This window comes from Saccharopolyspora endophytica (genome assembly GCF_018070075.1).
Classification (GTDB): domain Bacteria; phylum Actinomycetota; class Actinomycetes; order Mycobacteriales; family Pseudonocardiaceae; genus Saccharopolyspora; species Saccharopolyspora endophytica.
The window spans coordinates 120,360-142,787 of sequence record NZ_JAGPXE010000017.1 but is presented as its reverse complement, the minus strand read 5'-3'; the positions used below and the strand labels follow the sequence as shown (position 1 = coordinate 142,787).

Below are 22,428 nucleotides of genomic sequence, written 5' to 3'. Positions count from 1 at the left end.
GAGTGAAGATCATCCGATAAGGTGCCTGGCGTATCGAGGGCACGCGATGTCGGACCGCCGGGATGCGCCCTGGCGTGGGCGAAAGACCATCGATGGAAAGAACGTGGAAGTGACGACCCAAGACGACTCCCAATCCTCGCCAGGCCCAGAAAGACAACGCCCGGGCGGTTCCTCGATCCGGTCGCGACTGACCTGGGCGGTGTTCGTCCCGTGGGTCGTCGTCGCGGTGCTGTGGTCGGTGGGGTGTTCGCTGTTCGCCTTCGACGCGTTCTTCGCCCGCCAGATCGCGTCCGGCGTGCAGTCGATGTCGTTGCCCGCGGTCAACGCGCTCGACCAGGTCCAGCGCGAGCGGCTGCGCAGCCTGGAGGTCATCAGCCAGCCCGGCACGGGGATCAACGAGCTCGCCGGTCAGCAGCGCGCCACCGACAGCGCCCTCGACGAGCTCAACGCGAAGGCCGCCCCGGTGCTGGAATCGGCGCCCGCCGACGTCATCGCGCCGATGAACCAGCTCAACGGCTACTTCAGGCAGCTGCCCGCCGTGCGCGAGCGGATCGCCGGCCGCCAGGCGACCGTCGAGGAGCTCAACGCCTTCTACGACGAGATGTTCGCCACCGCGACCAAGCTCTTCGACATCCAGTCGCGCATCACGCCCGACTCCGAGGCCCGCCAGGGCTCGCTGGCCGCGGTCGGCCTGTTCCGCGCGTCCGACACGCTCTCCCGCGAGTCCTCGATGGTCGGCACCATCCTCACCAGCGGTGAGCTCAGCCCCGCCGAGCACCGCGAGCTGACCGGCTACATCGTCAGCCACCACGCCATCGTGCAGGCCAACATGACCACGATGCTGCCCGAGGTGCGCCAGCGGTACCAGGCGATGATCGCCAACCCGGACTGGAAGCAGCTGGTGGCCGCGGAGGACCAGCTCGTCCAGCACGGGGCCTTCGGCCCGAACGAGCGGCCGCAGCTGCGCGTCGAGGACTGGCGCCGGATGACCAACGACATCGGTGCCGAGATGTCCAACCTGGTGCGCACCCAGAGCGAGCTGGTCGCCAACGGCGCGGTCAGCCGCGCGACCGGGACGCTGTGGACGGTGCTGATCGGCAGCCTGGTGGCGCTGGCGGTGTCGGTGGGCTCGTTCTTCTTCGCCCGCCGCGTCTACCGCACGGTCATCGACGACGCGCTGCTGACGCGGCTGCAGGGACTGCGCACCGAATCGCTGGCGATGGCCGAGCGGCTGCCGGACGTGGTGCGCAGGCTCCGCGAAGGCGAGCCGGTCGAGGTCGACGCCGAGCTGGTGGCCCTGGGCCACTACGGCAGCGACGAGGTCGGCGAGGTCGCCCACGCGATCCAGCTGTTCCAGCAGGAAGCGGTGCAGGCGGCCGTCGGCGAGACGAGGGCCAGGCAGGGCGCCCGCGTGGTGTTCGTGGGCATGGCGCACCGCATCCAGCGGCTGCTGCGCGGCATGCACACCACGATCGACGAGCTGGAGCGCAACGAGGACAGCTCCCAGCAGCTGGCCAGGCTGTTCGACCTGGACAACGCCACCACCCGCGCGCGCCGCACGGTGGAGAACCTGCTGGTCCTCGGCGACCAGCAGCCCGGTCGCCGGTGGAGCCGCCCGGTCGCGCTGATGGACGTGCTGCGCTCCTCGGTCTCCGAGATCGACCAGTACTCGCGCGTGGTCATCGGCCACGTGCCGGAGGTGATGCTGCACGGTTCGGCGGTGGGCGATGCGATCCACCTGATCTCCGAGCTCATCGACAACGCCACCGCGTTCTCGCCGCCGAACACGCAGGTGCACGTGGGGGCCCACGAGGTCGCGCGCGGCATCGCCATCGACATCGCCGACCAGGGCCTGGGCATGGATCCGGAGATCCGGCAGCGGGCCAACGAGATGATGCACGAGCCGCCGGAGTTCGACCGGCTCGTGCTGGAGAACAACAAGGCCGAGCAGCTGGGGCTGTTCACCGCCGCCCGGCTGGCCTCGCGCCGGGAGATCTCGGTGGAGTTCGGCGTGTCGGCCTACGGCGGGACCCGCGCCACGGTCCTGCTGCCCGACCGGATCCTGGAGGCGGGCCACAGCGGCGACGGCGACACCGTGCAGGTGCCGGTGAGCGCTCTGGACCGCCGTCGCGAGCTCGCCGGGAACCTGGAGCAACAGCCGGTCAACGGTGCGCGGCCCGAACGAACGTTGGTGCCGCAGCCGCGCGAACTGAGCTGGAATGGGACCATGACCGACCAGTCGACCGCCCCCGGCAGGGCCGCCGAGACACCCGACCACGAGTGGCCGGCCAAGGCATCGCCCGCTCCCGAGCAGCAAGCCGAGCGCGGCGAGGGCGGCGGCAAGGCGAACCGTCCCTGCCTGCCCAAGCGGGTGCCGCAGACGCACCTGGCCGACGGCCTCAAGGACGACCCGGACGCGGAAGAGCAGTCGATGATCGCTTCGCCGAGCAAGCTGGCGGGGTTCCGCCGGGCGTTCCGGGGCGGTTTCGACGAATCCGATGGCGGCGACACGTGACCAGATCAAACGACAAGCAAGCGCGTGTGAGGTGGGCATGACCGAGACAGCTTCGAAATTGAGTTGGCTGCTGGACGACTTCGTGCACGGCGTGCACGGAGCCGACCACGCCGTCGTGCTGTCCAACGACGGCCTGGTCATCGCCAAGTCCGCCGGGCTGGACCGCGACGCCGGCGACAAGCTCGCCGCGGCGGCGTCGAGCATGCGCAGCATCGGCAAGGGCGTGAGCAAGGACTTCGGTCGCGGCCAGGTCGCGCAGACCCACGTCGAGATGGAGCGCGGGTTCCTGTTCGTCTCGGCGGCGGGCAGCGGCGCGTGCCTGGCGGTGCTGTCGGCGGCCGACACCGACATCGAGCTGGTGGCCTACGAGATGGGCCGCCTGATCACCCGGGTCGGATCCTTCCTGTCGGCCGCGCCGCGCGAGCTGCACGGGTTGGCGGCGGAGAGGACCTGACGGTGGACGAGGCGTGGTACGACGATGAAGCCGGGCCCATGGTCCGGCCGTACACGATCACGCGCGGCCGGACCCCTGGGCAGCACAAGCACCGGCTCGACACGGCGACCCAGGTGGTCACCGTCGAGCCGCGACCGGAGACCCCGAGGCTGGAACTCACTCCCGAGCACCGAGCGATCCTCGAGGGGTGCCACCGCCCGGTGTCGCTGGCGGAGCTCGCCGTCGCGCTGGGACAGCCGATGGGAGTGGTCCGGGTCCTGTGCGGTGACCTGCTCGATCACGGTGCGGTCTTCGTGCGCACGCCTCGTACCGAAGTCAGCCGAGAAATCTTGGAACAGGTGTACCGTGGGCTTTGCAAACTCTGAGGTGACCGAGGCGAAAACCCGGTCAGAACAAGCCGTTCCGGTGCAGTCCGGCCGGGACGACGCCGACGATGGCGGAAATCCCGCCCCGATACCCGTGAAGCTCGTCGTGGCCGGTGGTTTCGGTGTCGGCAAGACGACGATGGTCGGCGCGGTGAGCGAGATCCCGCCGCTGACCACCGAAGAGGAGATGACGGTCGCCAGCGAGGGGATCGACGACCTCAGCGGCGTGGAGCGCAAGGAGACCACCACCGTCGCGCTGGACTTCGGCCGCATCACCATCTCCGACGAGATCGTGCTGTACCTGTTCGGCGCCCCCGGCCAGAACCGGTTCTGGCCGCTGTGGAACGACCTGGCGCTCGGCGCGGTCGGCGCCGTGGTGCTGGTGGACACGCGCAAGCTGCAGGAGGCGTTCGCCTCGGTGGACTTCTTCGAGCGGCGCGGCATCCCGTTCGTGGTGGCGGTCAACATCTTCGACGACGGCTACCAGTACGAACCCGAGGAAGTGCGCGACGCGCTGGTGATCCCGGCCGAGGTCCCGATCGTCATCTGCGATGCCCGTGAGCGCGAGCTGTGCAAGAACGCGCTGGTCACGCTCGTGCGCCACGCGATCGACCGCACGCCTTCGGGACTGACCTGACCGCCCGCCCCGGGTACCCGGCGTCGGGTACCCGGGGAACGGGGCTCAGCTCAGCGGCTCGGTCCGGCAGCGGAAGTGGCGCAGGATCGGTGGGTTCTCCGTGATCCGGTAGCCGGGCACCGACTCGGGGTACTTGGCGATCTCGGCGAGGACCTCGCCCACGTACTCCAGGTGGCTGTGGTCGTAGACCCGCCGCGGCAGCGCCAGCCGGACCAGCTCGAACGGCGCGGGCGAGATCAGCCGGTCGTTCTCGTCGAGAGCGCCCAAGTACAGCGAACCCAGTTCGGCGCAGCGGATCCCTCCCTCGCGGTAGAGCGCGCAGGCCAGCGCGTGCCCCGGGAACTGCGCCGGCGACAGGTGCGGCAGCAGCCGACCCGCGTTGAGGTAGACGCCGTGCAGGCCGGACGGGCGGATCGTGCTCACGCCCGCGTGGTGCGCGCGTTCGGCGAGGTAGGCCGCCTCGTGCTCGCGGTCGGCGAGGTACTCGGGCGTGACGACCTCGCGCAAGCCCTGCGCCAGCTGCTCCATCGTGGACCCGGTGAGCCCGCCGTAGGTGCGGAACCCCTCGGTGGCGATCACGTCGACCTCGCACCGGTCGGCCAGATCGGTGTCGTTGAGGCCGATGAACGCTCCCTCCGGTGACAGGCCGTCCTTCTTCAGGCTGGCCACGGCACCGTCGGCGAGCTCGAACGCCTCGCGCGCGACCTCCAGCGGAGTCTTGTCCCCGTACCCGGCTTCGCGGCGGATGACCAGCCAGGCGTTCTCGGCGAACCGCGCTGCGTCGAGGATCAGCGGCACCCCGCGCTCGCGCGCGAGCGCGCTGATCTCCTTGAGGTTGGCCATCGACACCGGCTGCCCGCCACCGCCGTTGTTGGTGATGGTCACCAGGATCTGCCCGACCCGGTGCCCGTCGGGGCCGTCGAGGACCTCGCGCACCGCGGCGACGTCGATGTCGCCCTTGAACGGGTGGTCGCTGTCGAGGTCGAACAGCTCCTGGTTCGGCAGGTCCCTGGCCTCGGCGCCCAGCCGCTCCACGTTGGCGCGGGTGGTGTCGAAGTGCGTGTTGCTCAGGCTGATCCTGCCTTCGCCGAGCAGCGCGGTGAACAGGACCCGCTCGGCGGCGCGTCCTTGGTGCACCGGGAGCAGGTGCCGGTAGGGCACCACTTCCCGCAGCGCGTCGCGGTAGCGGTAGTAGGACTCGGCACCCGCGTAGCGCTCGTCGCCGCGCTGCGCCCACGCCTGCTGGTCGACGGAGACCGCGCCGGTCCCGGAGTCGGACAGCAGGTCGATGCTCACCTGGTCGGCGGGCAGGTTGAACGGGTTGTGGCCCGCGAGATCCAGCGCCTCGACGCGCTGCTCGCGGGTGGTGATGGGGATGCGGCGCACGACGGCGGAGACGTAGGGGCGCAAGTGCGGCATGGGGTGTGCTCCTCGATGTGGTTGCGGCTGGGTGTTGTGTGAAGAAGGCGGCGGTAGCCGCTGTTTCAGGTGTGGGACTCAGCTCGCACCCCCGCGGGTTCTGACACGTCTTCTGGGGAGGGCGCCGTAGCGCCGTGGACGTGCATCAGTCTCGGATCCCGGAGCCAGAGGGCGTGTCAGGTTCCGCCACCCGCACCGCCAAGCACAGCGACTCATCACCAAGCTCTAGTTCTCGGGCGCCGTGCCGCCGTAGGCCTCGGAGGAGGCGTAAATCGTGGTTCCGGTCTGATCGGGGCTCAACCGCAGCGAGACGTGCGCGAGCAACCCGGCCCGGGCCGCCAGGTCGCGGTCGGTGAGCGCGCCGATGACCTCGTCGAGCATCACCGGGTCGATCCGGTGGTCGCGCAGGTGCCGCCGGACGCGCTCGCGGGCCACCGAGTCGTCCGGCACGTAGTCGCGCAGGGGCAGGTAGATGCTGTAGTTGCTGGGCTTCTCGCGGTCGCCTTCGACGAAGGAGTAGCTCGACACCAGGGGGCGGCCGGGGAAGCGCTCGACACCGGGCGCCAGCGTCCGGCAGAAGTCCCCGACCTGGTAGCGGTCGATGCCCGGAACCGCGGAGGCGGCCCGCTCGACGTCGTCGATGCGCGCGTCGTGCTGGGAGACGTAGAGCTTGACCCGGGACTGCGGGCTGTTGTCGAGGTCCAGGGCGAAGAACGTCAGCCGGTCGGCTTCGCGGCGCAGCGCGTAATCGACGACGGTGGGGTGAGCGCCGTCCAGCCCGAGCCGGGTGAACGCCTCCTGGACGACCTTCGGGGCGTGGTCCGCGCCGTGCACGTCGGGGTTGAAGTAGATCTTGAACCGGGGACGCCCGTCGGCGTCGAAGATGAAGGAGAACCACCAGGAGAACCTGCCCCGCGGTTCTTCCGGGCTGAACAGGTCCTCGACGGCGCGCAGCCGGTCCAGCGCCAGGTCGTAGCGCTCGGCGAGGGCGGTGACCAGGTCCCGGGCGGCGTGCAGGTTGGCGGCGGGTCCGGGTGCGGCGGGCAGTGTTTCGGCGAGGATCCGCAGGTGGCGGCCCCCGCCGTCGTCGACCTGGACGGAGAACTCGATCGGGGTGGCGTCGTCGGCGACGTCGGACGGCCACAGCGGCGGCTGGGCCAGCGGGCGGTCGCGGGCAGCTCCCAGGACCTCCCCCAGCAATCGGAGCGGATCGGTCCGGTCCATTCCCACGACTCGGCAGAGGTTGTGCAACTGCCTGCTCGTGAGATCGCCGAGGGTCGCGTCGGCAGTGCTCATTGCAGCCTCGATCAATCTGGCTTACGACTCCGGCTCCGTGTTCGCCGGAAAGTGACTGGCGGGCGCAGCAGCACCCGTGATCTTGACGATCAAAGGTAACCGAGGTGGTCTTCACAGAGTTCTCCGGTGGCGTGAAACCGACTGCTGTGCAGTCGAACTGCGCAGATCATCCACTGTGACCGCCCGGCCGCCGGATGATCAACAGTGAGTGACCGAAATACTGTTCAATTGGCAATGAGGCCACAGTGGACTGTGTAATTCAGCGGATGGGAACTAGGGGGATCGGTGCCTACCGGTAAAAATTCGAGCCCATGCCTGGTCAGCCGCCCGCGTTCGCATTGCCGCGCCGGAGAGGTGCAGGTGTGAACAAAGGGAAACCCCTTCGTGAGTATGATCTTGAAGCGGTCCGCGCGGCGGAAGCGGCGAGACGCGGGAGCGCGTCCGCGCCGCGCCCGGTGTGGCGGACCTCTGGGGCGTCCAGGTCCGCCTGGCCGGTCAGTGATGGCGTACAACAGGCGTGATCGGGCCCGCATGGTCGGGTGACGGTCGCGGGTCCGGGGGTCGTCCTCCGGTACACTTCCGCGGCCGGGCGCAGAGTGAAGTTGGAGAGTCTCGATGGCACGTGACGCGGACCACGACGATTCCGGCGGGGTCTCCGCGATCCTGAACCGGATCGACCCGTTCGCGTGGGTACCGATCATCACGATGCTGGTACTCGCGCTGGTGACGGCGTTGGTCCTGGAAGTGCCGTTGCTCGGCCTGATGCTCCTGATCATGGCCTTGGTGATCTTCGGCTTCGACCTGTGGATCAACAGCCGCAAGCAGGCGGGCAAGGCCCCGTTGCGCATGCCCCGTCGCAGGCGTCGGGATGACGACGACTTCGACATGGACTTCGACCGCGACGACCGCGGGCCGTCCCGCGCGGAGACCTCCCGTCCGGAGCGCGGCGCGCAGCCGCCCGCCGGTCGGCCCGGTGCGCGGCCGGGAGCCAACCAGGGTCGCCCGGCCGGAGCAGGTCAGGCCCGCCCGGCCGGTCAGCAGGGCCGTCCCGGCGGTCAGCCGCCAGGCGGTGGCCGTCCCGCCCCGAACCAGGGCCGCCCGCAGGGGAACCCGCCGAACCAAGGCGGTCGTCCGGCAGCACCCGGTCAGGGTCGCCCCGGCGCCCCCAACCAGGGCCGTCCCGGCGGGAACCCGCCCGCGGGCCCGCCGCCCGGCGCCGGTCGTCCCGGCGCCCAGCCCCCGGGACCGGGTCGCCCCGGCGCCCCGGGCGGTCGCCCTCCGCAGCGACCGGCACCCGGCGGCAACCGCTACTGATGCACGAGATCGGCCCCGGCCAGTTCAGGCCGGGGCCGATTCGCGTCCGGGGTCAGTGCGGCGCGGGCTCCGGGTCGCGCACGGCCTCGGGCGAGCTGTTCTCGCGCAGGCCCCGCCGCGCGAGCTCGGGGTGCACCCCCTCGCCGAACCAGTACGCCTCCTCCAGGTGCGGGTAGCCCGACAGCACGAACTCGTCGATGCCCACCGAGTGGTACTCCTCGATGAGGTCGGCGACCTCGGAGTGGCTGCCCACCAGCGCGGTTCCGGCCCCGCCGCGCAGCAGTCCGACCCCTGCCCACAGTCCCGGGTGGACCTCCAGGTCGCGGGCGCTGGAGGGCAGGACGCCGCCGTGCAGCGCGGCCATCTTCTGCTGCCCGACGGCCTCGGTCTTGGCGATCTTGGCCTGCGAGGCCGCCACGTCGGCGGGGTCCATCTGCTCCAGGAACCGCTGCGCCGTGTCCCACGCGTCGGCGCTGGTGTTGCGGGTGATGACGTGCGCGCGCAGGCCGAACCGCAGCTCGCGGCCCTCCTCGGCGGCCAGCTCCCGCAGCCGCTGCACCTTGCGCCCCACCGCCGCCGGCGGCTCTCCCCAGGTCAGGTGCACGTCGGCCCGCCGGGCCGCCACCGGCAGCGCGGCCTCCGAGGATCCGCCGAAGTACAAGGGCGGGACCGGTGCCGGGGGCTCGAAGGACGTCGCGCCGCGCACGCTGTAGTGCGCACCGTCGAAGTCGACGGGCTCGCCCGCGAAGATGGCGCGCATGATCGCCAGGAACTCGTCGGTGCGGGCGTAGCGCTCGTCGTGGTCGAGCCAGTCGCCGTAGCGCTGCTGCTCGGTCGACTCACCACCGGTGACGATGTTGAGCAGCAGCCGCCCGTCGGAGACCTTCTGGTACGTGCTGGCCAGCTGCGCGGCCAGCGTCGGCGACAGCGAACCCGGCCGGAACGCGACCAGGAACTTGATCCGCTTGGTGCGCGCCAGCAGCGCGGCGGTGGTGATCCAGGCGTCCTGGCACCAGCTGCCGGTGGGGGTGAGCATGCCGGTGAAGCCGAGGTGCTCCACGGCTTGGGCGACCTGCGCGAGGTAGTCGATGTCGGGTCGGCGCGGCGTGTCGGCCCCGGTCGGCGTGGTGTGCGGGCGGTCCACGACGGACCGGCCGTCGCCGTGCGTGGGCAGGAACCAGTGCGTGGTGATGGGCATGGGGGGAGTTCCTCTTAGACGGTCGCGAGCCGGCTCGCGAAGCGGTGGTCGACGTAGTCGGCGAAGGCGAACCTGCGCGGGATCTCCTCAGCCGCCACGAAGGCGTCGGCGAGCTGCTGCTGCGAGCGGACGACCTTGTCGTCGAGCGGGATCGGCAGGTCGGGCCCGAGCTCGGTGGCCTTGCGGGTGACCTCGATGGGCAGCCCGGTGTCCTGCGACCACGCCTGGGCGCGCTTCTCGCGGTGGGTGTCGGCGAAGCGGTACGCCCGCGACAGCCGCCCGAGGTAGTCGGCGATCGCCGAGTTGCGCCGGGCGTCGGCCAGGGCGTCGGTGCCGGCGACCTGGAAGCTGTAGCCGTTGGCCCCTCCACCGCGCCCGTCGGCGATGACCCGCGCACCGGATTCGAGCTGGACCTGCGCGAAGTACGGGTCCCAGATCGCCCACGCGTCCACCGCGCCCTGCTCGAACGCCCCGAGCGCGTCGGCGGGTTGCAGGAAGACGAGCTGGACGTCGTCGGGCGTGAGTCCGACGGCCGCCAGCGTCTGCAGGATCTGGCCGTGCGCGGAGCTGCCCTTGGCGACCGCGATCTTGCGCCCGCGCAGCTGGTCCCGGGAATGGAGCGGGGAGTTCGGCAGGACGACGAGCGCGTCGCTGGCGACGTTGCCCTGGGAGGCGGCGACGATCTTGATGTCGGCCTTGGCCGCGGCGGCGAACAGCGGGGGAGTGTTGCCGGTGCCGCCGATGTCGATGGCGTCCGCCGACAGCGCTTCCAACAGCGGCGGGCCGGAGGTGAAGGTCGCCCACTCGACCTCGTACGGGAAGTCGTCCAGCCCGGCCGAGCGCAGCAGCGACTGGGATGCGCCCTTCTGGTCGCCGACGCGGAGTGTCACCCCGGCGAGCTGGTCGGGCGGGATCGGCGGCGGGACGGGTGCGGAGGCGGCATCACCGCCGCGGCCTCCGGAGCACGCGGCGAGCAGTCCGGCGGCCGAACCGGCTGCGGCCAGGGAAAGGAAATCACGACGGCGCACGGTGTTCACTCCATCTGCGAGGCACGACGAATCCACCCGATGACGCGAGGTCAGCGGGCGCGCGTGAGGGGACGGTCGGTTCTGGTCAGAACCGCCCGGGAATCAGCGAGTGGGACGGGCTCGAGACGAGAACCGCCCGGGAGTCCTCGAAGGCTCTACGGAGCCGGACAGATGGAGCTGGCCTGCCGTCGCAGATCGACGTGCAGGCGCCAGGAGAAGGCGTTCCGGGCGAACACGACCACGGATGTTCGCAGCACCCCGCCCGCAGGTCAACGCACGAGCCCCCGGTCCCACGGGCCGGGATCGGCTGCGCGCCGCACGCGCTCGAAACACCGCGGGTCCCGGATTTCAGTGGACATCACCGACCCCGATTTCAGTGGAAATCCGTCCGGGAGTTCCACTGAAATCGGGGTCGGGAGGGGATGTGCCCAGCCGGGTGGGTCAGACGGTGGCGGGGGTCTTGCGCGCGCCCAGCTCGGGCGTCGGAACCCGGTGGGTCTCGCGGGCGGAGGCCACCGCGATGATGTTCAGCGCGCACAGGCCCGCGGTGAACAGCGCGACGTAGACCCAGCCTTCACGCCCACCACCGATGGCCTCGGCGATGCTGGGGGAGAACCCGGCCAGCGCGAAACCGATCTGGGTGCCCACGGCCATGCCCGACAGCCGCACCTTCGCCGGGAACATCTCGCCGTAGAAGGCCGGCCAGATCCCGTTGGTGGCGCTGTAGACGACGCCGAACAGCAGGATGCCGAAGGTGAAGATCAGCGCCCAGCTGCCGACCGACAGCGACCACAGGTAACCGAACATCAGCACCGCGCACCCGGCGGAGCCGCCGATGAACACCGGCTTGCGGCCGACCCGGTCCGCCAGCCCCGCCCACAGCGGGATCGCCGCCAGCGCAACGATGTTGGCCAGCACGCCCACCCACAGGATCGGCGTCTTGGCCAGTCCCACGGTGTTCACCGCGTAGCTGAGCGCGTAGACGGTGAAGATGGTGCTCACCGCCGCGATCACCGATGCGACGACCACCCGCAGCACGTCGGCCCAGTGGTCGCGGAACAGCGGCAGCAGCGGGGTCTTCTCGCGCTTGGCGTCGGCGACCTCCTCGACGAAGACCGGGGTCTCGTCGAGCTTGCTGCGGATCACCAGTCCGACGATCACGACCACCGCGCTGAGCCAGAACGGAATTCGCCAGCCCCAGCTGACCAGGTGCTCCTCCGGCAGCGCGGCGACCGGCAGGAACACCGCCGTGGCCAGGATCTGCCCGGCTTGCGTGCCGCTGAGCGTGAAGCTCGTGTAGTAGGCGCGCCGGTGCGCCGGTGCGTGCTCCAGCGACATCGAGTTCGCCCCGGCCTGCTCGCCCGCTGCCGAGAAGCCCTGCAGCAGGCGCAGTGCGACCAGCAGCGCCGGTGCTGCCAGGCCGATCTGGTCGTAGGTGGGCAGGCATCCGACCAGGACCGTGGAGATCCCCATCAGCAGGACGGTGAACACCAGCACCCGCTTGCGGCCGAAGGCGTCGCCGATGTGGCCGAGGACGAACGCCCCGATCGGCCGTGCCAGGTAGCCCACGCCGAAGGACGCCAGCGCCAGCAGGGTGCCGGTCGCGGGGTCGGAGGTGGGAAAGAAGATCTTGTTGAACACCAGCGCTGCGGCGGTGCCGTAGATGAAGAAGTCGTAGTACTCGAGCGCACTTCCGATCCACGCGGCGATCGCGGCTTTGCGCGGTTTGCCCTGGGTGGCTCTCGGGCCGTCGGTCACTGTCTGCTCCAGGAAGTCCGTGCACCGTTGCGCGGTGACTTATGAACCATCTAGTTAGTTCTCAAGACTGTGAAGCGCCCGCGAACGTGTGTCAAGGCCGTGTTTCAGTCCTGTGACAGGAAGCCGAGCACCATGTCGCCGAGCATCCGGCGGTAGTGGTCGCGCCGCTTCGGGTCGAGCAGGTCGCGCTCGAAGATCGCCTGGAACGTGTAGCGGTTGGCGGTGCGGAAGACGCAGAACGAGCTGATCATCATGTGCACGTCGAGGGCGTCGACGTCCTCGCGGAACTGCCCGCTCTCGCGCCCGCGCCGCAGCACTCCGTCGAGCACCTCCACCGCTGGCCCGGCCAGCCCGGGCAGCAGCTCCGACTTGGTCAGGTGCTCGGCGCGGTGGATGTTCTCGATGCTGACCAGCCGCAGGAAGTCCGGGTGCGACTCGTGGTGGTCGAAGGTCAGCTCGGCCAGCCGGCGGATCGCCTCGGCGGGTTCGAGCGCGTCCACGTCGACCTGGCTCTCCAGGCCGCGGATGACCGCGTAGGCGTTCTCCAGCGCCGCCAGGTAGAGCTGGTCCTTGCCGGAGAAGTAGTAGTAGATCATCCGCTTGGTGGTGCTGGTCCGCGCGGCGATCTCGTCCACCCGGGCGCCGGCGTAGCCCTTGTCGGCGAACTCCTCGGTGGCCACCCGCAGGATCTCGGCGCGAGTCCGGTCGGCGTCGCGCTGCTTGATCGCTCCGGTGTCGGACGTCGGTGCGGCCACGATGCTCCCCTGCGGTTGTTGCACTTCAGCGCCACTCTAATGCACTGAGTCTTCCGGGGGAGGGCCTCGTGTGCCTACAATTAACTAGCTAGTTCGTTACTTAATGGGGAGTGCGGAGTGCACGACGGCTACCTGGTGGGGCTCATCGGATCGGGCATCGGCCCGTCGCTGAGCCCGGCGTTGCACGAGCGGGAGGCCGCCGAGCTCGGCCTGGACTACCGCTATCTGCGGTGGGACCTCGACGATCTCGGCGAACCGCCGAGCGCCGTCGGCGAGCTGCTGGCCCGCGCCCGCGCAGAGGGCTACCGGGGGCTGAACATCACCCACCCCTGCAAGCAGCTCGTGCTCGATCACCTCGACGAGGTCGACGCCGACGCCGCAGCGCTGGGCGCGGTCAACACCGTCGTCTTCGACGGCACGCGCGCCATCGGCCACAACACCGACCACTCCGGGTTCGCCCGCAGCCTCCAGCGAGGACTGCCCGAGGTCGCCCTGGACCGTGTCCTGCTGCTCGGGGCCGGAGGTGCCGGCGCCGCCGTCGCGCACGCGCTGCTGGGCCTGGGAGCGGGGGAGGTCCGGATCGTCGATCTCGACGCCGACCGCGCCGCGGAGCTGGCCGCCTCCCTGCCCGAACGCGCGGTAGCCGGCGGGCGGCTCGACGATGAGCTGGACGAGGCCGACGGTCTGGTGCACGCCACGCCCACCGGCATGGCCGCCCACCCCGGGCTGCCGGTGCCCGCCGCACTGCTGCGGCCGGAGATGTGGGTCGCCGACGTCGTCTACCGGCCGCTGGCCACCGAACTCGTCGTCGCCGCCCGCCAACGCGGCTGCCGGGTGCTCGACGGTGGTGGCATGGCGGTGTTCCAGGCGGTGGACGCGTTCCGGCTGTTCACCGGCTTGGAACCGAACGCCGAACGGATGCTGCGGCACTTCGCCGAACTGGAGGGAGCGCATGTCTGAGCCACGACGGTCCATCGCCACGGTCTGCCTGTCGGGCACCCTGGAGGACAAGCTCGCCGCCGCCGCTGCGGCCGGTTTCAGCGGCGTGGAGATCTTCGAGAACGACCTGATCGCCTCGGCCGCGTCCCCGGCCGAGATCGGCGCCCGGTGCCGAGACCTGGGCCTGTCGGTCGACCTCTACCAGCCGTTCCGCGACTTCGAAGCAGTCCCGCCCGCGCGGCTGCGCGACAACCTGCGCCGCGCCGAGCGCAAGTTCGACGTCATGGAGCAGCTGGGCGCCGACCTGGTGCTGGTCTGCTCGACGGTGTCCCCGGACGCCGTCGACGACGACGAGCTGGCCGCCGAGCAGTTGCGGACGCTGGCCGACCGCGCCGAAGCGCGCGGGATGCGGGTGGCCTACGAGGCGCTGGCCTGGGGACGTTTCGTCAACACCTACGAGCACTCCTGGCGGATCGTGCGCCGCGCGGACCACCCGGCGCTGGGGCTGTGCCTGGACTCCTTCCACGTGCTCTCCCGCGACGGCGATCCGTCGCTGATCCGCACCATCCCCGGCGAGAAGCTGTTCTTCCTCCAGCTGGCCGACGCGCCGAAGCTGGACATGGACGTGCTGCAGTGGAGCAGGCACCACCGGCTGTTCCCCGGGCAGGGCTCGTTCGACCTCACGACCTTCGCGGGCAACGTCCTGGAAGCCGGCTACACCGGGCCGCTGTCGCTGGAGGTGTTCAACGACGTCTTCAGGCAGACCGATCCGAAACCCGCTGCCGTGGACGCGATGCGGTCGCTCCGGCTGCTGGAGGAGCAGCTCGGGATCCCGGTCGCCGAACCCGCACCCGACCTCGACGGGTACGCCTTCACCGAACTCGTCGCCGACCCCGCCACCGCCGCCCGGCTGGCCGAGGGGCTCGCCGCGCTGGGCTTCACCGAGACCGGGGAACACCGCAGCAAACCCGTGCGGCGCTGGGAGCAGGGCGGTGCGCGGGTGCTGATCAACACCACCGCGTCCGCCCCGGACACCGCGGAGATCGGTGCGCTGGCGGTGGAGAGCTCGGACCCGCTGCGCTCGGCGCGGCGGGCCGAGGCGATGAGCTCGCCGATCCTGCCGCGCGAGCACGGACCGCAGGAAGCGGGCCTGGCCTCGGTCGCCGCGCCCGACGGCACCGGCGTGTTCTTCTGCGACACCGCCGCACCCGACGGCTGGCTCTCGGACTTCCGCGACACCGCGGCTCCGGGGCGGGGGCTGGGGGTCACCGGCATCGACCACGTGTCGCTGACCCAGCCGTTCGACCACTTCGACGAGGCCGCGCTGTTCTGCCGCTCGGTCCTCGGCCTGGAACCGGAGGAGATCACCGAGTACGCCGCGCCGTTCGGCATGGTCCGCAACCGCGGGATGGTCGACGCCACCTGTTCGGTGCGCATCGCGCTCAACGGCACCCTGGTCCGCCGCGGCGAGTGGGCCCCGGCCGTCCGCGATCCGCAGCACATCGCCTTCACCTGCACCGACGTGATCGCGGCGGCCGAGCAGCTGCGCGCCTCCGGTGCTCCGGTGCTGCCGATCCCTGACAACTACTACGACGACCTCGACGCCCGCTTCGGTCTCCGCCCGGAGCTGCTGGAGACCCTGCGGCGCTGCTCGGTGCTCTACGACCGCGACGCGGGCGGCGAGTTCCTGCACCTGTTCACCGAGCTGTTCGGCTCGCGGGTGTTCCTCGAACTCGTCCAACGCATCGAGGGCTACGCGGGCTACGGCGTGGCCAACGCGCCGGTCCGCATGGCCGCGCACCGGAGGCAACGCTTGACCGCGTTCGGTGCCGCCTCGCGGAACTCCTAAACGTTCAGGGGCTGTTCGGCGGTGCTGAGCCGCTGGACCAGATCGAGGTTCCACTCGGTGATGTACCGGTGGAGGAGGAACGCGTCGACCAAGACCCACACCAACGTCACCGGCAAGCCGACGAGGGTGAGGGTGAGCACCAACTGGGCGATGCCGGTGCCTTCGCGGTCGACGTAGAACCGGTGCACCCCGAGCACGCCGAACACGGCGAGCATCAGGTACGCGGCCACGGGTGAACGTGCCTGGGCCTGGTAGCGCATCAGCTGCTGCTGGTCGGGTGAGACCGTCATCGCGAACCCCCTGGGTGTGTGCTCCCGTGGCGATCGCATCAGCGGGAGGGTTCCACGTTGCGCCGACCCGGCGCGACGGGGCAGAGCCCAAAGCCCCGGCGCCCCTTCTCCGCCCGGTCGCGCGGCGTTGGACGTCGCGATCGGACCATTCATGTGCCTGCATGTGGAGGATGATCCACGCCGTTCTCTGGCGGAAACTGGGCGAAATCGTACGACGTACGGAGTGAGAGGGGCCCTGCGCCAGATGCAGCAAGTGAATCGTCGGACGCTCATGACCGCCGCTGGGATCGCCGGCCTGGCCACCGTGCTGCCGACCGGAACGGCGGCGGCCGCACCGGGTCGCTGCGGAGATCACGCCTGGTGCGACCCCGGGCGCTCGCCCGACGAACGAGCGGCGATGGTGCTGCGCGAGCTGACCCTGGACGAGAAGATCTCGCTGCTCGGCGGCGATGACCTGGCCGGTGCGGCCGGATCCGGGCACACCGGCACCGGTCACGGCGTCGAACGGCTCGGGATCCCACCGGTCTACTACGGCGACGGCCCCGTCGGTTCCCGGCAGGGCAGCGGCACCTCGATGCCCTCGGGCGTGTCGCTGGCCGCCTCGTTCGACCCCGAGCTGGCTACGACCTACGGCGCCACCGTGGCCAACGAGGTGCGGTGCAAGGGCAACGACGTGGTGTTCGGCCCGACCGTCGACGTGCTGCGCGTGCCGACCTCCGGCCGCGCCTTCGAAGGCTTCGGCGAGGACCCGTACCTGTCCTCGCGGATCGGCGTCGGCTGGGCGGCCGGAGCTCACTCCGAAGGCGTGATGGTGTGCGTCAAGCACTTCGCCGCCTACACGCAGGAAGGCGTCCTCGGCGTCGTCGGCTCGCGGATGCTCTACAACGCCGTGGTCGACGAGCGCACGCTGCGCGAGATCTACCTGCCGCCGTTCGAGGCCGCCGTGCGCGAAGCGGGTGTCGGCGCGGTCATGGGCTCCTACAACCGGGTCGGCGGCCAGTACGCCTGCGAGCACCAGTGGTTGCTCAACGACCTGCTCAAGCACGAGTGGGGTTTCACCGGCTACACCATCGCCGACTACGCCGCGATGCACTCCACCGGGAACTCGCTGGCCAACGGGATGGACTTCGAACCGTGGCCCGCGCTGGTGTACTCGCCGGCCGCGATCCGCACCGCCCTGGCCACCGGCCAGGCGGCGACGTCCGATGTGGACGAACACGCTCGCCGCATCCTGCGCACGATGTTCTCGCACGGCATCTTCGACCGCCCCGCCTACCCGAACGACGACAGCCAGATCGACAAGAAGGCACACCTCGACACCGCCGGGCACGTCGCCGAGCAGGGCATGACGCTACTGCGCAACGACGGACTGCTGCCGCTCGACCCGGCCGCGCTGCGCGGCAAGACCATCGCGGTCATCGGTGAGGCCGCCGACAAGTTCGTGCAGGGCGGCGGTTCGTCCTCGACCACCCCGTACAGCTTCGTCTCCCCGCTGCAGGGAATCCAGCGGCGCGGCGCCGAGGCCGGCATCACCGTCGTCCACGAACCCGGCACGACGCCGGGCGCGGCGGCCGAGGCCGCCCGCAACGCCGACATCGCGGTGGTCGTGGTCTCGGACATGATGTCGGAGTTCCTCGACAAGCCGAACCTCGACCTGGACTCCGGCATCGCCCAGTTCCCGCCGCCCGCGCTCGGCAACCCGCTGGCCGACCAGGACGCGATCATCGAGGCCGCGCTCGACGCCAACGCCAACACCGTCGTCGTGCTCGAAACCGGTGGTCCGGTAGCCACGCCGTGGCGGTACCGCACCCGCGCGCTGCTGGAGGCCTGGTACCCGGGTGCGAACGCGGGGACCGCGCTCGCGTGCGTGCTCTTCGGCGACGTCGACCCCGGCGGTCGGCTTCCGCTGACCTTCCCGGACAGCGACGACGACGTGCCCACCGCCGGTGACATCGCCCGCTACCCGGGCAAGGGCCTGGACGTGCACTTCACCGAAGGCGTGTTCGTCGGCTACCGGCACTACGACGCCGAGGAGATCGAACCGGCGTTCCCGTTCGGCCACGGCCTCTCCTACACCTCCTTCGCCTACTCCGACCTGCGCGTCTCCGGTGAGAAGGTGAGCGTGGTCGTCACCAACACCGGCAACCGGACCGGGCACGCCGTCCCGCAGCTCTACCTCGGCCTGCCCTCGCCGCGCGAGGACGTGCCGCAGCCGCCCCGGCAGCTCAAGGGCTTCGCCAAGCTCACCCTCGATCCGGGGCGCTCGGCGTCGGTGGAGTTCACGCTCACCGACCCGGCCCTGTCCTACTGGGACGAGCTGGCGGGCGGTTGGACCGTCGCGGCCGGGGAGTACCGGGTCCACGTCGGCGAATCCTCCCGGGACATCCGCGGTGACGGCAGCTTCACCGTCGCCGCCGAACGCCGGGTGCGGTGAGTCAGGGCTTGGACGCGTAGTACACGGCGGCCATGTCCTCGTCGGCGTGGCCCGCGGTCAGGGCTCGGGCGAACCGGGCCCTGACCGCCTCGGCCAGGTCGAGGCGCACGCCGGCGCTGGCCGCCTGGGAGACCAGACCGGCGTCCTTGGCGGCTGCGCTGAGGGTGAACGCGGGTGGGAACTCGCCGCTGATGATCGCGGCGCCCTTCATGTGCGCGTAGGCCGAATCGGTCGCGGTGCCCTTGATCGCCGCCAGGAACTCCGATGGGTCCACGCCCAGGTCCTCGGCCAGCGCGATCGATTCGCCCACGGCGTTGGTCAGCGTCAGCACCCAGTTGTTGGCGACGAGCTTCAGCCGAGATCCGCCGGCCTGCGACGGGTCCTCGCCGACCCACTGGGTGCGGGAGCCGACCGCGTCGAACAGCGGCGCCACGACCTCGCGCACCGCCGGAGCGCCTGCGGCCAGCACCACCAGCTCGCCCTTCTCGGCGGGGAGCTTGGTGCCCAGCACGGGGGCGTCGACGACGGTGACACCGCCGATCTCGGCCGCGGCCGCGCACACCGCCTCCGTTCCGGGCAGACCGATGGTCCCCATCTGCGCCCACACGCCACCGGTGTTCAGCGCGGCGGCGGCCTCGCGGCCGGCGCTGAGCGTCGAGTCGGCGTCGAGCAGCATCGTGACCAGGACGTCCGCGCCTCGCGCGGCCTCGGCGGGGGAGTCGACGACGGCCGCGCCGGTCTCGGCCAGCGGCTCGGCCCGGCTGCGCGTGCGGTTCCACACCCGCAGGTCGAATCCGGCGGCGGCGAGGTTGCGCACCATCGGCGCGCCCATCGTGCCGGCGCCGAGGAAGGCGACTGTGGTCATGGCGAACTCCCAACCCAGAGGACTCGAATTCGCCGCCGATTCTCCCCGCAGGCCTTCGGGAGCACCAAGCCGACACACCACCGGCGTGTTGGTGCCGGGCGCGCGCAAAGGGTTCGGGCGCAGGGCGTTTCCCGGCCGGAACGGGACGAACCGGCCACAGTGGATGATCAGAGGAGCTCGATGCGCCAGGTGCGGGAGATCAGCAGGAACCCCGTCAGAGCCGCGGCCGTCAGCGCCGCCGCGCCCTCGTTGAGGAACAGGCACATGAGCGACAGCACGCCCGCGCAGGCGGCCAGCGTCATCCGGGCGGAGACGCGAGCGCGCAGGTAACCGAAGGTGCTGGTCTGGCTGAGCCTGCGTGCGAGCCTGGGATCCTCGTCGACGAGCTGCTGCTCGATCTCGCGCAGGCGGCGCCGTTCGTCCCTGGGAAGCATGGCCCACCTCCACCGGGTAGTACCGCCTGGTTGAACAAGTATCGCAACGTTGGAACGTGCTGTGAAGGGTCAATCCAGGCGACGTCCGCAGCAACCCACAACCCTGTGACCTGCGATGGGGCGTTTTCACGACGAGAGGCGGGCACCCGCAGGTGCCCGCCTCTCGTCTCGCTCGGCCGTCACGCGGCGACAGGGGCCTCCACCTGGAGGTCCAGGCCGCCGTCGCGGGTGCCGACCCGCAGCCGGGTGCCCTCGGTGAGCTCGCCGTCCAGGATCAGGTCGCTGATCCTGTCGTCGACCTCCCGCTCGATGGCCCGGCGCAACGGCCGCGCACCGAACTCGGGCTGGTAGCCGCGGTCGGAGACCCAGGCCACCGCGTCGTCGTCGAAGACGACCTCGACGCCCAGATCGGCCAGCCGCTTCGTGGTGGTCGCCAGCAGGGCACGGGTGATGGTGTGCAGCTGCTCGCCGTCGAGGCGCTTGAACACCACGATCTCGTTGATGCGGTTGAGGAACTCCGGCCGGAAGGCGTCCTTGAGCTTCGGCATGACCCGCTCCTCCAGGTCCTGGGTGGGGCTGCCGGCGGTGAAGCCGATCTTGCCGCCCGCGCTGGAGACGACCTCCGAAGCCAGGTTGCTGGTCATGATCAGCACCGTGTTGCTGAAGTCCACCGTGCGGCCCTGACCGTCGGTCAGGCGGCCGTCGTCGAGGACCTGCAGCAGGGTGTTGAACACGTCCGGGTGCGCCTTCTCGATCTCGTCGAGCAGCACCACGGAGTAGGGGTTGCGCCGCACGGCCTCGGTCAGCTCACCGGCCTCGCCGTGCCCGACGTACCCGGGCGGGGCGCCGACCAGCCGGCTGGCGGTGTGCCGCTCCTGGAACTCGCTCATGTCCAGCCGGATCATCCGCTGCTCGTCGCCGAACAGCGACTCCGCCAGCGCCTTGGCCAGCTCGGTCTTGCCGACACCGGTCGGACCCAGGAACAGGAAGCTGCCCACCGGACGGGACGGGTCGCCCAGTCCGCTGCGCGAGCGCCGCACCGCGCGGGCCAGCGCCCGCACCGCGTCGTCCTGCCCGACGACCCGCTCGTGCAGCTCCGACTCCAGGTTCTGCAGCCGGACCTTCTCCTCGGCGGTCAGCCGCGCCACCGGAACACCGGTCGCTCGGGAGACGACCTCGGCGATGTCGGCCGGACCGACTTCCAGCACGCCCGAACCGCCCTGCTCCAGCCGTGCCTGCGCGGCGGTGATCTCGTCGCGCAGCGCGGAGGCGCGCTCGTAGTCCTCCTCGGCGACCGCCTCGTTCTTGTGCTGCTCCAGCCGCTCGACCCGCTCGCGCAGCTCGGTGTCGTCGGCGACACCGGCGTTCAGCCGCTTGCGGGCACCGGCCTGGTCGATCAGGTCGATGGCCTTGTCCGGCAGGAACCGGTCGTTGATGTACTGGTCGGACAGCTTCGCGGCGGCCTGGACGGCCTCCTCGGTGTAGCTCACCTTGTGGTGCTTCTCGTACTGCTCCTGCAGCCCCCGCAGGATCGTCACCGTGTCGGTCACGCTCGGCTCGGGGACCTGGACCGGCTGGAAGCGGCGCTCCAGGGCCGGGTCCTTCTCGATGTTCTTGCGGTACTCGTCGAGGGTGGTGGCACCGACGACGTGCAGCTCACCGCGAGCCAGGCGCGGCTTGAGCATGTTGCCCGCGTCCATCGCGCCCTCGGCACCACCGGCGCCGACGACGGTGTGCAGCTCGTCGATGAACACGATCAGCTCGCCGCTGTGCTCGGCGATCTCGTCGATGACCTTGGTCATCCGCTCCTCGAAGTCACCCCGGTAGCGGGTGCCGGAGAGCATCGCCGAGAGGTCCAGCTGCACGACCCGCTTGCCGGTGAGCACCTCGGGCACGTCACCGGAGGCGATGGCCTGGGCCAGTCCCTCCACGAGCGCGGTCTTGCCGACGCCGGCCTCACCGACCAGCACCGGGTTGTTCTTGGTGCGACGGGACAGGATCTCGATGGTCTGCTCGATCTCGTCGGCGCGGCCGATCACCGGGTCCAGGCCGCCGTCGCGGGCCTGCTCGGTGAGGTCGCGGCCGTACTCGTCCAGCGTCGGCGTCTGGCCGCCGCTCGGGCTGGACTGCGGCGCCTGCTGCGGGGCGGGCCGCTGCCCGGCGTCGCGCAGGGCCTCGGGGCCCGCACCGGCGCCGGCCAGCAGGCGGCCGGCCTCGGTCTCGGGGTTGGCCGACAGCGCCAGCAGCAGGTGCTGCGGACCGATGTAGGTCGAACCCAGCGCGCGAGCCACCCGGTGGGCGTCGGCCAGCGCGGTGCGCGCGGCCAGCGTCAGCGAGACGGACTCCTCGTCGACCGGGCTGCTCGCAGCGGGCAGGTGGCCTTCGACCTGCTTGGCGAAGGACTCGGTGTCCACGCCCAGCTGGCCGAGCTGCGCCCGGGTCGGCTCCTGCTTGGCGGCCGACCACAGCAGGTGCAGGGCGTCGAGGCTGCCCTGCCCGCGGTCGCGGGCGAACTTCGCGGCCTCGCCGACCAGCTGTTGCGCCTGCTCGGTCATCAGCTCGGTGATGTCGACGCGGCGCGAGCCGCCCGTGGAGTCCTCGGCCCCGAAGAAGCGCGCGAAGTACTCGTCGAACGGGCCACCGACCGGTCCGAAGAACGTCGCCATTACTTACCTCCTCGTGACGGTGTTGCTCAGCATCGCCGCCATCTACTTGAGTCTGTCACTATCAACCAACATAAGTGAGCGCGCCGTAATTCCAAGTTGATCGTGGAGTGGTTCGCGTCACGTCCGGCGCGGGTTGGAGGTGCTCAGCCCGCCGCGGCACCGCGGGTGTGGTGGTCCCCGCGCGAAAGGGGCTCGCCGAGGTGTTGACCTCC

The 22,428-nt window shown here is 70.7% G+C and carries 18 protein-coding genes; 8 read left to right on the top strand and 10 right to left on the bottom strand.

What is annotated here, in order from left to right:
• The first annotated feature begins 103 nt into the window (after positions 1-103).
• The 4 genes from KBO27_RS30110 to KBO27_RS30095 are packed head-to-tail and all read left to right on the top strand — an operon-like array spanning position 104 to position 3,971.
• Entirely contained in the window at positions 104-2,515 is a 2,412-nt protein-coding gene (locus KBO27_RS30110; RefSeq protein ID WP_210973231.1) for a sensor histidine kinase, read from the top strand.
• A gap of 37 nt (positions 2,516-2,552) precedes the next feature.
• Positions 2,553-2,969 (top strand): roadblock/LC7 domain-containing protein, encoded by a 417-nt coding sequence (locus KBO27_RS30105; protein ID WP_210973230.1) that lies wholly within the window; start codon positions 2,553-2,555, stop codon positions 2,967-2,969.
• Between the two features lie 2 nt (positions 2,970-2,971).
• Entirely contained in the window at positions 2,972-3,334 is a 363-nt protein-coding gene (locus KBO27_RS30100; protein ID WP_210973229.1) for a DUF742 domain-containing protein, read from the top strand.
• 40 nt (positions 3,335-3,374) lie between these two features.
• Positions 3,375-3,971, top strand: a complete 597-nt coding sequence (locus KBO27_RS30095) for a GTP-binding protein (RefSeq protein ID WP_372448892.1) — start codon at positions 3,375-3,377, stop codon at positions 3,969-3,971.
• Between the two features lie 45 nt (positions 3,972-4,016).
• Here the strand turns inward: KBO27_RS30095 and KBO27_RS30090 are convergent, their stop codons facing one another.
• Complete coding sequence (locus tag KBO27_RS30090) at positions 4,017-5,390, bottom strand: tryptophanase (RefSeq protein ID WP_210973228.1); 1,374 nt, start codon at positions 5,388-5,390, stop codon at positions 4,017-4,019.
• A 225-nt stretch (positions 5,391-5,615) separates the two neighbouring features.
• A complete protein-coding gene (locus KBO27_RS30085; RefSeq protein ID WP_210973227.1) occupies positions 5,616-6,686 on the bottom strand; it encodes a tryptophan dimethylallyltransferase family protein in 1,071 nt (356 codons plus the stop codon).
• A gap of 615 nt (positions 6,687-7,301) precedes the next feature.
• Here KBO27_RS30085 and KBO27_RS30080 point away from each other — a divergent pair.
• The gene (locus KBO27_RS30080) at positions 7,302-8,000 is read left to right on the top strand and encodes a hypothetical protein (protein ID WP_210973226.1); all 699 of its coding nucleotides are present in this window, start codon (positions 7,302-7,304) and stop codon (positions 7,998-8,000) included.
• A gap of 52 nt (positions 8,001-8,052) precedes the next feature.
• Here KBO27_RS30080 and KBO27_RS30075 read toward each other — a convergent pair whose 3' ends face one another.
• From KBO27_RS30075 to KBO27_RS30060, 4 genes are all read right to left on the bottom strand, one after another.
• Positions 8,053-9,198, bottom strand: coding sequence for an LLM class flavin-dependent oxidoreductase (locus KBO27_RS30075; RefSeq protein WP_210973225.1), 1,146 nt, complete (start codon positions 9,196-9,198; stop codon positions 8,053-8,055).
• A gap of 14 nt (positions 9,199-9,212) precedes the next feature.
• Positions 9,213-10,226 carry an ABC transporter substrate-binding protein gene (locus KBO27_RS30070; protein WP_307870702.1) on the bottom strand — a complete coding sequence of 338 codons (1,014 nt, stop codon included), beginning with the start codon at positions 10,224-10,226 and terminating at the stop codon, positions 9,213-9,215.
• 441 nt (positions 10,227-10,667) lie between these two features.
• Positions 10,668-11,984: an MFS transporter gene (locus KBO27_RS30065; protein WP_210973224.1), complete on the bottom strand. Its 1,317-nt coding sequence runs from the start codon at positions 11,982-11,984 to the stop codon at positions 10,668-10,670.
• Positions 11,985-12,088: 104 nt separating this feature from the next.
• Positions 12,089-12,739, bottom strand: a complete 651-nt coding sequence (locus tag KBO27_RS30060; RefSeq protein WP_210973223.1) for a TetR/AcrR family transcriptional regulator — start codon at positions 12,737-12,739, stop codon at positions 12,089-12,091.
• A gap of 117 nt (positions 12,740-12,856) precedes the next feature.
• Here KBO27_RS30060 and KBO27_RS30055 point away from each other — a divergent pair, with 117 nt between their 5' ends.
• Both KBO27_RS30055 and KBO27_RS30050 read left to right on the top strand, forming a co-directional pair.
• Positions 12,857-13,699, top strand: coding sequence for a shikimate dehydrogenase (locus KBO27_RS30055; protein WP_210973222.1), 843 nt, complete (start codon positions 12,857-12,859; stop codon positions 13,697-13,699).
• Entirely contained in the window at positions 13,692-15,527 is a 1,836-nt protein-coding gene (locus KBO27_RS30050; RefSeq protein WP_210973221.1) for a bifunctional sugar phosphate isomerase/epimerase/4-hydroxyphenylpyruvate dioxygenase family protein, read from the top strand. The genes KBO27_RS30055 and KBO27_RS30050 overlap by 8 nt, the downstream gene beginning before the upstream one ends.
• Here the strand turns inward: KBO27_RS30050 and KBO27_RS30045 are convergent.
• Positions 15,524-15,817, bottom strand: a complete 294-nt coding sequence (locus KBO27_RS30045) for an NINE protein (protein ID WP_210973220.1) — start codon at positions 15,815-15,817, stop codon at positions 15,524-15,526. The two genes, KBO27_RS30050 and KBO27_RS30045, sit on opposite strands and share 4 nt — an antisense overlap.
• 271 nt (positions 15,818-16,088) lie before the next feature.
• On the opposite strand from KBO27_RS30045, the gene KBO27_RS30040 reads away from it, so the two are divergent.
• Positions 16,089-18,251 carry a beta-glucosidase gene (locus KBO27_RS30040; protein WP_210973219.1) on the top strand — a complete coding sequence of 721 codons (2,163 nt, stop codon included), beginning with the start codon at positions 16,089-16,091 and terminating at the stop codon, positions 18,249-18,251.
• A 1-nt stretch (position 18,252) separates the two neighbouring features.
• Here the strand turns inward: KBO27_RS30040 and KBO27_RS30035 are convergent, their stop codons facing one another.
• The 3 genes from KBO27_RS30035 to KBO27_RS30025 form a co-directional block, all read right to left on the bottom strand.
• The gene (locus tag KBO27_RS30035) at positions 18,253-19,116 is read right to left on the bottom strand and encodes an NAD(P)-dependent oxidoreductase (RefSeq protein ID WP_210973218.1); all 864 of its coding nucleotides are present in this window, start codon (positions 19,114-19,116) and stop codon (positions 18,253-18,255) included.
• 167 nt (positions 19,117-19,283) lie between these two features.
• A complete protein-coding gene (locus KBO27_RS30030; protein ID WP_210973217.1) occupies positions 19,284-19,550 on the bottom strand; it encodes a DUF3040 domain-containing protein in 267 nt (88 codons plus the stop codon).
• 179 nt (positions 19,551-19,729) lie between these two features.
• On the bottom strand, positions 19,730-22,216 hold the full coding sequence (locus KBO27_RS30025) for an ATP-dependent Clp protease ATP-binding subunit (protein ID WP_210973216.1): 2,487 nt from the start codon (positions 22,214-22,216) through the stop codon (positions 19,730-19,732).
• Positions 22,217-22,428 lie beyond the last annotated feature (212 nt).